Source organism: Fredinandcohnia onubensis, assembly GCF_002734215.1.
Classification (GTDB): Bacteria; Bacillota; Bacilli; order Bacillales; family Bacillaceae_L; genus Ferdinandcohnia; species Ferdinandcohnia onubensis.
Genome location: NZ_NSEB01000014.1, coordinates 54,472 through 68,512 on the forward strand (window position 1 = coordinate 54,472; position 14,041 = coordinate 68,512).

15 protein-coding genes and 1 other annotated feature are annotated in these 14,041 nt (G+C 38.3%); of the genes, 11 read left to right on the plus strand and 4 right to left on the minus strand.

The window, feature by feature from the left end; translation table 11 throughout:
* Window positions 1–147 precede the first annotated feature (147 nt).
* The 7 genes from CKK03_RS17635 (at window position 148) to CKK03_RS17665 (ending at window position 7,172) form a co-directional block, all read left to right on the plus strand.
* Window positions 148–1,074 (plus strand): ABC transporter ATP-binding protein, encoded by a 927-nt coding sequence (locus CKK03_RS17635; protein WP_099363852.1) that lies wholly within the window; start codon window positions 148–150, stop codon window positions 1,072–1,074.
* Window positions 1,067–2,311 (plus strand): ABC transporter permease, encoded by a 1,245-nt coding sequence (locus CKK03_RS17640; RefSeq protein WP_099363853.1) that lies wholly within the window; start codon window positions 1,067–1,069, stop codon window positions 2,309–2,311. The genes CKK03_RS17635 and CKK03_RS17640 overlap by 8 nt, the downstream gene beginning before the upstream one ends.
* 28 nt (window positions 2,312–2,339) lie before the next feature.
* Complete coding sequence (locus tag CKK03_RS17645; protein ID WP_099363854.1) at window positions 2,340–2,630, plus strand: DNA-binding protein; 291 nt, start codon at window positions 2,340–2,342, stop codon at window positions 2,628–2,630.
* Between the two features lie 286 nt (window positions 2,631–2,916).
* Window positions 2,917–3,774 (plus strand): MBL fold metallo-hydrolase, encoded by an 858-nt coding sequence (locus CKK03_RS17650; RefSeq protein ID WP_099363855.1) that lies wholly within the window; start codon window positions 2,917–2,919, stop codon window positions 3,772–3,774.
* A 201-nt stretch (window positions 3,775–3,975) separates the two neighbouring features.
* Entirely contained in the window at window positions 3,976–5,427 is a 1,452-nt protein-coding gene (gene cls / locus CKK03_RS17655) for a cardiolipin synthase (protein WP_099363856.1), read from the plus strand.
* Window positions 5,428–5,546: 119 nt separating this feature from the next.
* The gene (locus CKK03_RS17660) at window positions 5,547–6,110 is read left to right on the plus strand and encodes an undecaprenyl-diphosphatase (RefSeq protein ID WP_245864185.1); all 564 of its coding nucleotides are present in this window, start codon (window positions 5,547–5,549) and stop codon (window positions 6,108–6,110) included.
* Between the two features lie 219 nt (window positions 6,111–6,329).
* Complete coding sequence (locus CKK03_RS17665) at window positions 6,330–7,172, plus strand: SAM hydrolase/SAM-dependent halogenase family protein (protein WP_099363858.1); 843 nt, start codon at window positions 6,330–6,332, stop codon at window positions 7,170–7,172.
* Window positions 7,173–7,209: 37 nt separating this feature from the next.
* On the opposite strand, the gene CKK03_RS23790 is transcribed toward CKK03_RS17665, so the two are convergent.
* Both CKK03_RS23790 and CKK03_RS17670 read right to left on the minus strand, forming a co-directional pair.
* Complete coding sequence (locus CKK03_RS23790; RefSeq protein WP_165918242.1) at window positions 7,210–7,377, minus strand: hypothetical protein; 168 nt, start codon at window positions 7,375–7,377, stop codon at window positions 7,210–7,212.
* Window positions 7,378–7,528: 151 nt separating this feature from the next.
* Window positions 7,529–8,272: a metallophosphoesterase family protein gene (locus CKK03_RS17670; RefSeq protein WP_099363859.1), complete on the minus strand. Its 744-nt coding sequence runs from the start codon at window positions 8,270–8,272 to the stop codon at window positions 7,529–7,531.
* Between the two features lie 147 nt (window positions 8,273–8,419).
* On the opposite strand from CKK03_RS17670, the gene CKK03_RS17675 reads away from it, so the two are divergent.
* Entirely contained in the window at window positions 8,420–9,307 is an 888-nt protein-coding gene (locus tag CKK03_RS17675) for a polysaccharide deacetylase family protein (protein WP_099363860.1), read from the plus strand.
* 53 nt (window positions 9,308–9,360) lie between these two features.
* Here CKK03_RS17675 and liaG read toward each other — a convergent pair whose 3' ends face one another.
* Together liaG and CKK03_RS17685 are read right to left on the minus strand one after the other, a co-directional pair.
* Entirely contained in the window at window positions 9,361–10,212 is an 852-nt protein-coding gene (gene liaG, locus CKK03_RS17680; protein WP_099363861.1) for a LiaG family protein, read from the minus strand.
* 155 nt (window positions 10,213–10,367) lie between these two features.
* Window positions 10,368–10,685: a winged helix-turn-helix transcriptional regulator gene (locus CKK03_RS17685; protein WP_099363862.1), complete on the minus strand. Its 318-nt coding sequence runs from the start codon at window positions 10,683–10,685 to the stop codon at window positions 10,368–10,370.
* A gap of 135 nt (window positions 10,686–10,820) precedes the next feature.
* On the opposite strand from CKK03_RS17685, the gene CKK03_RS17690 reads away from it, so the two are divergent.
* The 3 genes from CKK03_RS17690 to tyrS all read left to right on the plus strand — a co-directional run bounded on the left by CKK03_RS17690 (window position 10,821) and on the right by tyrS (window position 13,980).
* The gene (locus tag CKK03_RS17690; protein ID WP_099363863.1) at window positions 10,821–11,672 is read left to right on the plus strand and encodes a VOC family protein; all 852 of its coding nucleotides are present in this window, start codon (window positions 10,821–10,823) and stop codon (window positions 11,670–11,672) included.
* 248 nt (window positions 11,673–11,920) lie between these two features.
* Window positions 11,921–12,340, plus strand: coding sequence for a GreA/GreB family elongation factor (locus CKK03_RS17695; protein ID WP_099363864.1), 420 nt, complete (start codon window positions 11,921–11,923; stop codon window positions 12,338–12,340).
* A gap of 119 nt (window positions 12,341–12,459) precedes the next feature.
* Window positions 12,460–12,683: a binding site (T-box leader), on the plus strand.
* Window positions 12,684–12,735: 52 nt separating this feature from the next.
* Window positions 12,736–13,980, plus strand: a complete 1,245-nt coding sequence (tyrS, locus tag CKK03_RS17700; protein WP_099363865.1) for a tyrosine--tRNA ligase — start codon at window positions 12,736–12,738, stop codon at window positions 13,978–13,980.
* Window positions 13,981–14,041: the final 61 nt, after the last annotated feature.

A 14,041-nucleotide genomic window follows, 5' to 3' on the forward strand; every position in this document is an offset into this window, starting at 1 on the left:
GTGTGCCGGTTCTTTTTTTATTACAGGAAAATATTTGAAACTTTTTGTGTGAAAAACCGTACATACATAATGGGTTAGATTAAGAGATTTGGTTTCAATTTGTTTGCCGATCTCCTAGGGAATTGATTAAGTAGGAGGAATATCATTATGGATGCTTTTCTGAAAGTAGATCATTTAAAGAAGTCTTTTAAAAATGTAGAGGTGCTAAAGGGTATTTCCTTTGAAGTTTATAAAGGAGAAATTATGGCGATTCTTGGCCCAAACGGTGCTGGGAAATCAACCACGATCAGAAATATCATGGGAATCATGTATCCGGATGAAGGCTCTATTACTTTCCAAGGACATATGGAAATACCACGAAATAAAATCGGATATTTACCAGAGGAACGTGGACTCTATAAAAATGTCAAGGTAATGGATATTCTTCTATATTTGGCTGAATTAAAGGATTATCCCGTAAATAAGGCCAAGGAACGTGCTCTTACCTACTTGAAGAAATTCGGGCTAGAGGGGAAAGAAAATTCATCCGTTGAGGAACTATCCAAAGGTATGGGACAAAAAGTACAATTTATTGCATCCATCTTACATGAACCGGAGTTTCTCATTTTGGACGAACCATTTTCAGGACTCGATCCAGTAAGCCAAGAATTATTTAAAGAAGAAATTAGGAATCTGGCTAAAGGCGGCACTGCAATTCTATTATCCTCTCATCAAATGAACCTAGTTGAGGAAATGTGTGATCGGTTATTTCTGATCCACCGTGGACAAAAGGTCATCTATGGATCGATGGATAATGTAAAGAAAGAATATGCCAATTTTAAATGTACCATTCGCGGTAAAAACGATTTGGAAACTCTGCAAGGCCTTCCTGAGGTTCAACGGATAGAACAACAGGAGGAAACATCAATCTTGTACCTGACAAAGGATGTTAAAGTTGCAAGTTGGTTAAAGCATTTACCGGATCAACTGGAAATCAATGAGTTATCCATTGACCGAATCTCCCTACATGAGATATTTATTGATATTGCAACGGATAAGAACATGCTGCGAGAGGAGGTTGTTATAGATGCGTAACGCCATGAAAGTAGCCAAATGGGAAGTAAGAAGAAATATGAAAAATAAGTCCTTTTTGATTGGCTTATTCCTAACACCCGTTTTATTCTTAGCTTTTATGTTCTTAGGAAGTGTTTTTGGAGGTTCAGAGCCCGAAGAAGAAATTTCAACACGTGTTTTGATTAGTGATGAGCTTGGAGTTACTGAAGTCATTGAAGAAACAGTCACCGCACATGAACTGAATTGGGAGCTCGAGACAACAGAAAAAGGGTTTGAAGAAATCTTAGAAGAACTGAAAGAGTCGGAAAATACAGCGTTTATCATGTTCGAGCAGACAGGCTTTGATAATGGTGTGATTCCAGTTCATACAAGTGAAGAAATAAGTCCATTTTTTATGAATCAGGTTCAAGTATTAGAAGTTCCATTAAAGACCATGCAAATGAAAAAACTAGGGCTCTCAGAAGAACAGTTAGCTGCATTCTCTAAACAGCTAACGTTTGAGGAAACATTCGTTGATGAGACAGAGGAAGCTGTTGAAGAAGAGTCAGAATCCGACTTGGTAGGAGAGGATCCTCTTGAACGAATTATACCTGGGGCTTTTGCAGGAATTATTCTACTTTCGATTATTTTCTCAGGAATGTATATTTTTCAAAGTGCTTCTCAAGAGAAGAAAGATAAGGTTGCAGAAATTGTATTATCATCCCTTACTGCAGCTGAGTTGATGCAAGGAAAGATTATCGGGTATTTCATATTAGGTATGATTCAAGCAGTTGTATTTCTTGGCTTTGGAATACCGATTGCACTTTGGAAGCTGGATATTCCTATTTTAAACTACTTAGTGGGACCAGAGATTTTATTATTCGTTTTAATTGCAATTTTAGGGTATCTCTTATTTGCGGCACTGTTTGTAGGTGTCGGTGCAACGATGGCTGATATGTCGTCAGCGGGTAATTTTCAAGGTATGGTTATGATGCTACCATTTTTGCCTTTTGTATTTATTGGACCAGTAATTGGAGATCCAAGCGGTCTAATTGCACAAATCGGAACCTATATCCCGTTTACAGCTCCGGGAGTGTTATTATTGCGTCTCACGTTTTTAGAAGAATGGCCATGGATAGAAATTGTTATTTCTTTATTTATTTTAATTGTGAGTATATGGCTATTTATGAAACTTGCAGGGAAAATTTTCAAAACAGGTATTCTTATGTATGGTAAAAATGCAACTCCGAAGGAAATTTGGAAGTGGATTCGTTCCTAAGTGAAGTACTACAAAGTGGGGTGTGAAAATGGGTCTTTTATTTTTGGCTATAGGAATCGCAGTTGCAGGTTATTTCATCGGTGATGGCTTAAAAAACTTTAAAAATCCTGAAGCGAAGGGTGTAATGGAAAAGCTTGAGGAAGATGATTTATATGAACTGATTAAAGAGAAGGATATCGCTTATCATATTGGGGTCTCCAAAGAAGATGCAAAGCAATTGATAAAGGAGCATCCAGATATTCCTCATATCGTATTAAATGGAACAGTGTATTACCCAAAGAGTAAATTAAAGCAATGGTTATCAAACTTGGGTGAATAGCGCAACAGTCCTTCTCGATAAAGTGAAACTTCAATCAGCGGGGATTCTTTATGGCCCGTTGATTGTTAGTTGAGGCACATAGGATGTGTGTCACAAAGACGTTGCCACAGGACGTGGCGCTCTTAGTCTTTGTTCGATGATCGGGCTTTTACGGGCAGTTTCCCGTTTAAACTTCTATGTTTTCACTAAAGTTTTGAGTGTGGATATACTGCCCGTTAATGCGGGATAAATAAATTACTAATCCTGTGAAACACTATCACTAGGTGAATGTGTAAGGAGGATTTTAATGGAAAAGGACATGCAATACGGAAGTGATTATAAATTTATTCCGGCAACCTCTATAGGTAGCGGAGTCGGAATGCAGGTAGTACCGGATATTTATTCGCATACCATCCAAATCGTGAACTTTATGCTAGTTGGTGAGCCGGGTACATCGGAATATGTGATTGTAGACGCGGGAATGCCAGGTTCTGCAGAGGAAATAATTGCAGTATGTGAGGAACGCTTTGGCAAGGATAGTCGACCGAAGGCAATTCTTTTAACACATGGCCATTTTGATCATGTAGGTGCAATCGTTGAGTTAGTTGAGCACTGGAATGTACCTGTTTACGCTCATGAATTGGAGATGCCATTTTTAACAGGGCAAAAAAGCTATCCTGAACCAGACTCGTCGGTTGAAGGGGGGATGGTGGCGAAAATGTCACCATTATTTCCGAATGAGCCAATCCAGTTAGGAAGTCATGTCGAAAAGCTTCCAGTGGATGGAACTGTTCCTCATTTGCCGGAATTCCGTTGGATCCATACGCCAGGCCATGCACCAGGTCATGTATCTTTTTTTCGAGAAAAGGATCGCGCTCTTATCGTGGGTGATGCATTTGTGACAGTGAAGCAAGAGTACTTGTATAAGGTGTTTACGCAAGAACTGGAAATCAGCGGTCCGCCAAGATATTTAACAACAGATTGGCAGGCAGCAAAGAAATCGGTTGAAACTCTAGCTAAGTTAGAACCAAGTGTTGCCATTACGGGACATGGTTTGCCGATGACCGGTGAGCTGTTAGAAGAATCCTTAACAAGATTAGTAAGAGACTTTGACCAAATTGCAATTCCGGACTATGGACGCTATATAGATAAAAATATCCATTAGAAAAGAAACCTGGCTGTCTTAAAAAGCCAGGTTTCTTACACTTAGCTGGGACACGGGGACAGGTCCATTGTCCCAGCCTTAGGTATAAATGGTGGGACAAGGAACCTGTCCCTCTGTCCCGGAGTAAGTTAATTGTTTCATAAACAATCTTTTATATAGTATATTTTAAAGTAGAATGATTTGGTGAGAGAGGGGAATATGGTGAATATCTCTTCGTTGTTATTAGGGTTGGTTATGGTCTTAAACATTGTTTTCGCCGTAGTTGTAATCTTTCGTGAAAGAAGAGATGCCAGTTCGACTTGGGCATGGTTATTAGTACTTTTCTTTATACCAGTAGCCGGCTTCATTTTGTATTTGCTATTAGGTCGAAATTTAACACGTGACCATCTCTTTCAGTGGGATGATTTAAAGAAGAGTGGGATTGAAGAGGTTCTAGAAAAACAGAAAGAACTGATACGTACACAAAAATTCCACTTTAATAATCATGTTACAAAAGATAATCAAGACCTCATTTACATGAATCTTAAAAATGACCAGGCCTTGTTTACAAAAAACAACGCCGTGGAAGTTTTTACGGATGGACAACAAAAATTCAGACGTCTATTTCAGGATATTGAGGACGCAAAGGAATCCATTCATTTGCAATATTATATTATTAAAAATGATAATCTAGGTCGAAAATTAATGGCGCATTTAACCAAGAAGGTTAAAGAAGGTGTTATGGTCCGCGTTCTTTATGATGAGCTAGGATCCAGGACATTGACGAAACGTTTTTTTAAAGAGTTTCGTGAAGCTGGTGGTCTAGTTGAGGTCTTTTTCCCTTCAAGGCTACGGTTTATCAATTTACGGATGAACTTTCGAAACCATCGGAAATTAGTCATTATTGATGGAAAGGTTGGTTACGTAGGCGGATTCAACGTCGGTGACGAGTATTTAGGTTTGAACACGAGGTTTGGATATTGGCGAGATACGCATTTACGCATTAGGGGAAATGCTGTTGACACCATGCAGGCTCGCTTCATTTTAGACTGGAATCAAGCATCCCGTGATTATGATATTATGTATGATCCAGAACTTTTTCCGATTGAGAATGTCAGAATAGGCAATGTCGGGATTCAAATTGTTACAAGTGGGCCGGATTCGGAGTTTGAGCAGATTAAGAATGCGTATATTAAAATGATTTATTCCGCGAAAAAATCGATTTATATGCAGACACCATATTTTATCCCTGATAAAAGCTTACTCGATGCACTTAGGGTGGCATGCCTTTCAGGGGTCCAAGTGAACATCATGATTCCAGATAAACCGGACCATCCATTCGTTTACTGGGCGACCATCTCGCATATCGGAGAATTGCTACCAGTTGGAGCAAATGTTTATATATACAGCAATGGCTTTATTCATTCAAAAACACTTGTTGTTGATGAGGAAATTTCTTCAGTTGGTACAGCGAATATTGACGTAAGAAGTTTTAGACTAAACTTTGAGGTCAATGCGTTTTTATATGATGAAAATATTTCTAAAGAGCTAACAGCTATTTTCAAAGAAGACATAAAGCTTTCTAAATTACTGACATTTGATGAATATGGAAAAAGAGGCGCTAATATTAAATTTAAGGAATCCATTTCAAGACTTTTATCTCCCATCCTATAGTCGACAAAATATCGGTGTGGCTTATCTTAAAAAAAGTGTAAGTTGCACCGATTTTTTTATATTTGAAATTGCCTAAAATTAGGGTAGGATTGATTTTGGGGGGAGATTCTTTGAATTTAATGGACATGAATACAGAAGTGTTTTACAAAATTAATGGGTTAAGCGAGGAATTATCATTTTTAAATCAGCCAATGATTTATATAGCGAGTTATACCTTGTATGTCCTTATCCTAGCAGTGATTTGTTATCTAATTAAAGGCTCACAAAACCGTATTATGGCGGTCAGTGCTTTGCTTTCGGTAGGGGTAGCGGTACTACTAGGAAGAGTGGCGGGAATGTTTCATTCCAATAATCAGCCTTTCGCTGAACTGACAAATGTCCATCAATTGATTGAAAAGGCAGTTAATAATTCATTTCCAAGTGATCATACGATGATCTTTTTTTCGGTTAGTTTTACTTTTTTCTTGTTTAAGAAACCGGGAAGATATCTTTGGATGGCACTTGCATGCATAGTAGGTTTTTCACGAATTTGGGTGGGGGTACACTATCCTGGTGATATTATCGTAGCAGCCATTCTAGCCATGCTTTCGGCGTATCTTTTATTCGTGACAGGATCGAAGATCAAATTACGAAATCGAAATGATCAGCTTGAGTTTCCAATAACAAATGAAAAAGACTTCTGATAACGAGTAATATCGGTTATTTTTACAGATGCTTTCGTTAGAATAAAAGCGGATATTTTACAAGCATTAGGGGAAATATAGAGTGTGAATTTTTTCGTCTAAGTGAACGGCGATGTAAGAGGGGACCACGTCCTTATCGTATTTTGATAATGACGTGGTTTTTTGTTTTTTGATAACAAGCCTTCCTGGGATAGAATAATAAAAGATGGAGGTATAGGTATGAATAATCATTTAGTATTGCAGACCGATTTTGGAACGAGTGATGGGGCTGTAAGCGCAATGTACGGTGTTGCTCTATCGGTTCACCCAGCGCTTCCGATATTTGACCTAACCCATGACATCTCGCCATTTAATATTTGGGAAGGCTCCTACCGGCTTTTTCAGACTATAAAGTATTGGCCGGAGGGGACTGTTTTTGTTTCTGTTGTGGATCCTGGAGTTGGTTCTGATCGATTAAGCATCGTGGTGCAGACAGAGACGAACCAATATCTTGTGACACCTGATAACGGAACAATCACTCATATCAAGCGGGCGTTTGGAATTAAAGAAGCGAGAATGATTGATGAAAGTAAAAACCGTTTGCCTTTTTCAGGTGAATCATACACCTTTCATGGAAGGGATGTGTATGCCTATACAGGGGCTAGACTAGCTTCACGAGTGATCACTTATGAAGAGGTCGGGCCAACAGTTCCGGTAGAGTCCTTGGTAGAGTTGCCTGTTTTTGAAGTGAAAGTTGATAATGACGCAATTATTGGGAATATTGATATCCTAGATGTCCGCTTTGGTAACCTTTGGACCAATATTGACAGATCCCTTTTTAATCAACTTGGTAATGGGTATGGTGATATCTTCGAAGTCATCATTGATCGTGAAGGAAGTATTGTATATAAAAGTACAATGAAGTATGGACGTTCTTTCGCTGACAGTGAACTTGGGGATCCACTGCTCTATATTAATTCTTTAGACAAAATCGGAGTGGCTCTTAATCAGGAGTCCTTTGCTGAAAAATTTTCAATAGGTACTGGTGCAGAATGGATAATTAAAATCCGGAAAACAAACTAAAACACCGTTCAGATAATGAACGGTGTTTTTTTACGTATTATGTTAAAGGCTTGTTTTGCTTTAATAGGTTTGAAGCGGGAAGCGTGATGATTTTTCCTCCGATTTGGACATGGATGGAATCATTAAATATTGCTTTTACTATCCCTTTTAGCTGGACAGTCGAATTAACCGCGATCTCTTTTTTGGATTCATTATTGGTGGTCATGGCAATTCCCCTCTCAGGTTTTTATATTTAGAGGCTTTAAAATAAAAACATTATATCCCATAATTATGAAAACTATACGTGTAAAATTATTATTTTATCTTATTTTACCTTGAAAATTTTGTCTTGTGCAAGTTTGACGAATTGGTTATTATTACTTTTTTGGCGACCCTCGATAAACTGCTTCTCGAAGCTCTACTGCATACTTATCAAAGTACGGCACCCCCATTTCGGCAGCGATACGTAATTCTTTTTCGATGTCATATGGAACACGAACAATTTCGATTGAAAAAGGTGCGACTTCCCTTGATTGGTAGTTCCCGTGTAGGATGGCAAAGGTTGCATGTATTGTATCAAGCGGGTTACCGACACTTCCTACATTTAGAAGGGTTTGCTCTGTATTCATTGGTTCAATCAAGGCAGCATGAATATCTCCGAAACCAATAATGTCTGGTGTCTTTTCCTCTAAAGGAGTAATCCATTCAGAGTAATCAAACATTGCCCTTTTCTCCTCGTCGGAATGAATCATGGGGACAACACGGTGGTGGACACTTTTTGAAGAGGCATGGTACAACCGAATGTATTTCCCACTCATATAAAAATCAAAATGGAAGGGAAGGGTTCCTAAGTATGAAAGGCGTTCTTTGCCAAGCTGATTTCGGTGCCATGTGATTCCGTCATCAGGATGTTCATTTTGAATAAAGTCATCCCAATTTCCCAAAAGCACAACCTCACACACATCTTGAATCCGGTCAACTGCGGCGGCTGAGTTTGGCCCTTTTCCTACAAGGTCTCCAAGACAAATGATGGTCTTGATTTCACGAACTTTTATATGTTCCAAGACAGCTTCAAGTGCTGTCATATTTCCGTGTATATCGGAAATGAGCGCAATGCTCATGCTAAAGCCCCCTTGGTTTTAGTTATAGTAATCTAATAATAAAATAGATTGAAAATTTTGTCATTATTAAATTAACTAAAATTGCTAAATATTCTTTCCATCTATGTTTCGTGTGTTTAGAATGAAGAAAAGGGGGAGAGCGCTGTCATGATTCAAAGGGTGATTTTATTTAGTATTATATGTTCGGCTTTTTTGTTAGCTTCTTGTTCATCTAAAGAAATGAAAGAAGTTGGGGGAGTTGCATACGGGAATCACAATATTGAACAGAAAGAAGAAACGATTCCAAACGCAAGATTTTCCGTTGATCGATCCTGGAAAAATGAATACCTTCTTGAAATAAAAGGGGAATCTCCTTACCTAGAAAAAAAGACCGTAACGTCTATGCAAAAATGGCGGGAGGAGATTATTGAATTCTCAAAAACTCAAGAAAATGTGTATATCAATGGTCCTAATAAAAAACAAGTGTCTTTAACGTTTGATGATGGGCCAGATAGTACGGTGACATCAGCTGTGATTGGAGTCTTGGATCAATACGGGGTTAAGGGGAATTTCTTCTTTTTAGGAAGTGAAGCCGAGAAGCATCCAGAGGTAGTGAAAGAAGCCTATGAAAAGGGGCATCTTGTTTTAAGTCATAGCTACCATCATGTTCAATTAGATAAGTTGTCTGAACCCGAAGTCCGTAATGAAATAGAACAGGCAGGAACTGCGATTGAAGAGATCATTGGTCAAGCGCCCGCATTAGTAAGAACACCGTACGGCTCAACAAATGAATTGGTGGCAGAGGTTGCAAAAGGGAATAATGTCTCAATCATTCTCTGGTCAATTGATTCACTTGATTGGGCTCAAAGAAGTACGGATGTCATATCCTCCAATGTACTTTCAAACATTCGAAACGGTGACATCATACTCATGCACACAGACGCAGATGAGTACGATACATATGAGGTCTTGCCAAGTATCATTGAAGAATTGCAAGAGCAGGGCTATGAAATAGTGGACCTCGAAACATTGCTTGGTCTACCAGCATATCAATAAAAAAAAGAATCGTAGGCATCATTGTAAATGAACCTACGATACTTTTTATTTTATTATCTGATGTCTACTTTCCCGCTATTCACTTCAATTTTCACATCATAGGTACCTGCACCATGTTTACCTTCAATGCTTCCTTTATTTCTTGTGGAGTCATCAAGGGAAAAATCATTAGAAATGTAGCCGCTATTTGCTTTACCGTCTAATGTAAAATCAGCATCATTTGGTAAGTCAAGGTCAAGTAAGCCTGATCGAACATCTGCATCAATGGAATCAGTAAGTTTCGAAATGGTTGCTTTTAATCGTCCAGAGCGCACTTCAGCTTCAAGTTTTCCCTCATACTCATCAATCGTTACATTCCCGGAACGAACATCAATTTCACCACTTTTTGTTGTAAGCTTCTCAATTCTAGAATTTCCCGAAGCTACATTGTGTGTAAAATGTTCAACAGAAAGGTTTTGCAAACGTAAATTTCCAGAATGGACATCGGCTGAGAGTTCTTTGATTTCCATAGGTTTTCCATCAAATTCCAAATGACCTGATCCAACTCTAAGTGAGAGTTCTTTGTCAAAGTCTTCGGGGATATAGACGGTAAGTTTCGTATTGTCAAAGAAAGGGAACCCGTTCCAGTTAAAGAACCCACGTTCATATGTAACTTCTATTGAGTCACCGCTTTTTGAAACATGAACTTCACCTTTCCCTTTTAATTCTGCTTTTACGTCATCACGATTTTCAGGGATAACGGTCGTGCTAATGGATGTTATATCGATTTTGATTTCATCAATTCTTTCTGTTACCTTAGCTGAGTCCCCAGAATTCCCAAAAGGAAGCCCTGGAATTCGGTAGAGGTTTGTCATGACGAGATAAACCCCAATAAGAATGAAAAATATAATTAAGATTTTCTTCATTTTTCTAACCTGCCTTTATCATTTATTCTATCCTTATCATAAAAGAGGAATAAGAATTAAGTAACGCACCACCGATATATTTCCAAATAGGACCTGAGGCTTATTAAAAGAAAAAAGCAGATTGTTTTCCATACAATCTGCTCTACGTTGGTGATTTATGATTCTATTTTAACCCAGTCCTGCGACCATTTTTGAATTTCATCCATCAAAGGTTTTAAGGCGAGCCCTTTTTCGGTTAACGAATATTCAATGCGTACCGGGGTTTCTGGGTACACATGCCTTTTTACAATACCTTGATTCTCTAGATCTTTGAGCCTTTCTGAAAGAACTCTTCCACTAATTCCAATCGATGATTCAATTGTACAGAAACGCTGTGGACCTGAAAGAAGTTGATAAATAATGAGTCCTGTCCAGCGTTGGCCAAGTAAACTCATAGCTTTTTCAAATTTAGGACAAATTACATTTGAATCCATATTTCCTTCACCCCTATACCTATATTATAGCGCATTGTAAGAAATAATAAACTTACTTGACATAATCTAATTACTAAAATATAATTACTTACATAAAGTAAGTTAGTGAATATGAAATTTAGGAGGCATAAAAATATGAAATATCAACGCCCACCATATACATTTGTAGAACTTGTAGAGTTAAAGGTAACAGACATACAGCGTTCTTTAACGTTTTATCAAAATATAATTGGATTCAAGGTATTAGAGCAATCGGAGACAAAGGCGCTATTAACTGCAGACGGTAAAACAGCATTGTTATCAATTGAACAGCCTGAGAACATAACGCCTAAAGAGCCACGCCGTACAGGGCTTTACCATTTTGCATTGCTTTTACCATCCCGTGCAGAGCTTGGTAAAGTACTTTATCATTTAGTCCAAAATAATATACCAATTGGCGCCTCTGATCACGCAGTGAGTGAAGCCCTCTATTTAGATGATCCAGATGGAAATGGAATTGAAATTTATGCAGACCGTCCGGACACAGAATGGGAATGGTCAAATGGCGAAGTGAAAATGGTGACAGAACCACTTGACGGGCAAGGTGTACTTGCATCTGCGAATGGTGAAAAATGGACCGGACTACCAGAAGGAACGGTCATGGGCCATATTCACATGCATGTATCTGAACTAGCAAAGACAGAAGAATACTATACCAAAGGTCTTGGTTTTGATGTTGTAACTCGTTACGGAGGCATGGCATTGTTTATCTCAACAGGCGGATATCATCACCACATTGGTCTCAATACATGGAATGGCGTAGGGGCACCTGCACCATCTGAAAATAGTGCAGGGATTAAGAGGTTTACACTTGTATTACCAACTGAAAATGCATTACAAACAACTATTGAAAACCTAAAGAAAATTGGCGCATATGTTCAAGAAGAAGATGGAGTCGTGGTTACAAAAGACCCTTCAGACAATAAAATAAAACTTGTTGTTGCATAGGTGACAATGGATAAAGTAGCTATCTTCGGGTAGCTGCTTTTTTATTAGGATGACATAAGTTATACCTAAACAACTGCTAGGTTGCTAGTTTTGTAGGAATGAATATGATATAATTGGAAATGTATGGTAGGCCTTTCTGCGTTTAAGGAAGGCCTCTATTTTTATATGCAAAAAGGAAGGGGAAATAAAAATGAAGGTGAAAATGAAATTTTGCAGAGTGTTTGATCCTAGCAAGGAGGATATCTACTATGAGCCATAAGGATTATTTTAATGATCAGCTCCATTATATCGACCAACATTTGCAGGAATTAAACAATCTCTATTCTTCCTCCACACCACTTAAGGAGAGGAATCAGACTTTCTTTCGTTCATATGTCAGTGAACTTAAAAGCTATGTAGAAAGTGGTGCGGTAGAACCCATACCTAAGGTTTTTATTGGAACAAAGGTAACGGTCATGTTTGATGGGGAAGACGATACAGAGGATTATTATATATGTTTGCCGAAACAATCGGACCCGGATGCCGGATGTATCTCATTTTTATCACCGGTTGGAAGACAATTATTATTGTGTAAAGTAGGCGACAAAGTACTGCTGAGTACACCAGCGGGAGGCCTTCCGGTCATGATCCAAGATATAGCATTTGCAGGAAATTTAATTTTGCAGTAATAGTGCTGAAAATATAATTAAGCGCTTACAATCCACTTCTTTTAATATGTGTATAAAAGGAAGTGGATTTTTGCTTGTTAAAAAGTGAATTATTCGTTAAAATAGCCTTTATATTGAATAGAAAAGTGATGATAGGAATCAGTAGCAGCTTATCTCCCTGTAGCAGAGAGCCGGTGGTTGGTGAAAACCGGAACAAAGATAAATGTGAATTACCTCCTTGAGCTTTCTTTGTGAACTCACGTTTAGTGAAAATTAGCAAAGAACGGACGAGCCGTTATTCGAATGAAGCGGAAGATACATATCTTCAATCAAGGGTGGTACCGCGTGCAACCACGTCCCTTTTTTAGGGGCGTGGTTTTTTGTGTTTTCTACTATAACAAACAGGAGGCAAACCAATGGAGAACTTTATCGAACAGTTAACAGACGAACAGAAAATAGAATTGGAAAGACAATTTGCTATTTACACAAATGGGGTACAAGAGGTTGTCCCAGCACATGAATTAAAACAAAAAATTGCAAAGTCCATTGTGACCAACCAACCATTAAAAGTGAAGCTCGGGCTTGATCCATCAGCGCCAGACGTTCACTTAGGTCATACAGTGGTGTTAAATAAATTAAAACAATTTCAGGAAAATGGTCATGTGGTCCAGCTTTTAATTGGTGACTTTACAGGGAAGATTGGGGACCCAACTGGAAAATCCGTTGCCCGCAAGCAGTTAACTGATGAAGAAGTTAAACATAATGCAAAAACATACTTTGAGCAATTTGGAAAAGTATTAGACACGGAGAAGGTTGAGCTTCATTATAATTCCAAATGGCTGTCTACATTAAATTTTGAGGATATTATTAACTTAGCGGCAAGTATTACGGTCGCCCGTTTACTTGAAAGAAATGATTTCTCTGAGCGTTTAGAGACTGGAAAACCGATTTCTCTTCATGAATTTTTCTACCCACTTATGCAGGGGTATGACTCAGTTGAACTAGAAAGTGACATTGAACTAGGTGGTAATGACCAGCATTTCAATGTGTTAATGGGAAGACATTTACAAGAGCATTTTGGTAAAGAAAAGCAGGTTGTGATCCTTCTACCACTATTAGAAGGACTTGATGGCGTTGAAAAAATGTCTAAGTCAAAAGGAAATTACATTGGTGTGGACGAGGCACCTAATGATATGTATGGCAAAACAATGTCCATTCAGGATGAAATGATGGCCAAATACTTTGATTTAGTGACAGACCTTTCTTTAGAAGAAAAGAATGAAATCAAGGCTAATATAGAAAACGGCACGTTACACCCACGTGATGCAAAAATGCTTCTTGGAAGAACAATCGTGAGAATGTATCATGGTGAAGAGGCAGCTCAGCAAGCGGAAGAACATTTTAAAACAGTCTTCCAAAAAGGTGTCATTCCGGAAGACATTCCTGAAGTAACTTGGTCAGGAGAGAATAACATTTCGATTATTGACTTACTTGTTCACTTGGATTTACAAAAGTCCAAAGGAGAAGCCCGGAAAATGATTCAAAATGGCGGCGTCAAACTAAATGGTGAAAAAGTTGAAGATATTCATCTAGAGCTTGAAATAACAAACGACATGATTGTTCAAGTTGGAAAGCGTAAGTTTGTAAAAATTAAAAAGTAACAAATAAAAGCGGGGCGACAATCCATTGATGTCAGCCCCGTTTTTTATAAGAGCGCCAAGT

What these genes read in the sequence shown, in the direction of transcription:
- CKK03_RS17645 (WP_099363854.1), top strand. Translation starts at nt 2,340, where the DNA reads ATGGGTCTTTTATTTTTGGCTATAGGAATCGCAGTTGCAGGTTATTTC.
- CKK03_RS17690 (WP_099363863.1), top strand. Translation starts at nt 10,821, where the DNA reads ATGAAATATCAACGCCCACCATATACATTTGTAGAACTTGTAGAGTTA.
- CKK03_RS17670 (WP_099363859.1), bottom strand. Translation starts at nt 8,272, where the DNA reads ATGAGCATTGCGCTCATTTCCGATATACACGGAAATATGACAGCACTT.
- CKK03_RS23790 (WP_165918242.1), bottom strand. Translation starts at nt 7,377, where the DNA reads ATGACCACCAATAATGAATCCAAAAAAGAGATCGCGGTTAATTCGACT.
- CKK03_RS17650 (WP_099363855.1), top strand. Translation starts at nt 2,917, where the DNA reads ATGGAAAAGGACATGCAATACGGAAGTGATTATAAATTTATTCCGGCA.
- tyrS (WP_099363865.1), top strand. Translation starts at nt 12,736, where the DNA reads ATGGAGAACTTTATCGAACAGTTAACAGACGAACAGAAAATAGAATTG.
- CKK03_RS17640 (WP_099363853.1), top strand. Translation starts at nt 1,067, where the DNA reads ATGCGTAACGCCATGAAAGTAGCCAAATGGGAAGTAAGAAGAAATATG.
- CKK03_RS17665 (WP_099363858.1), top strand. Translation starts at nt 6,330, where the DNA reads ATGAATAATCATTTAGTATTGCAGACCGATTTTGGAACGAGTGATGGG.
- CKK03_RS17675 (WP_099363860.1), top strand. Translation starts at nt 8,420, where the DNA reads ATGATTCAAAGGGTGATTTTATTTAGTATTATATGTTCGGCTTTTTTG.
- CKK03_RS17685 (WP_099363862.1), bottom strand. Translation starts at nt 10,685, where the DNA reads ATGGATTCAAATGTAATTTGTCCTAAATTTGAAAAAGCTATGAGTTTA.
- CKK03_RS17695 (WP_099363864.1), top strand. Translation starts at nt 11,921, where the DNA reads ATGAGCCATAAGGATTATTTTAATGATCAGCTCCATTATATCGACCAA.
- CKK03_RS17635 (WP_099363852.1), top strand. Translation starts at nt 148, where the DNA reads ATGGATGCTTTTCTGAAAGTAGATCATTTAAAGAAGTCTTTTAAAAAT.
- liaG (WP_099363861.1), bottom strand. Translation starts at nt 10,212, where the DNA reads ATGAAGAAAATCTTAATTATATTTTTCATTCTTATTGGGGTTTATCTC.
- CKK03_RS17660 (WP_245864185.1), top strand. Translation starts at nt 5,547, where the DNA reads ATGGACATGAATACAGAAGTGTTTTACAAAATTAATGGGTTAAGCGAG.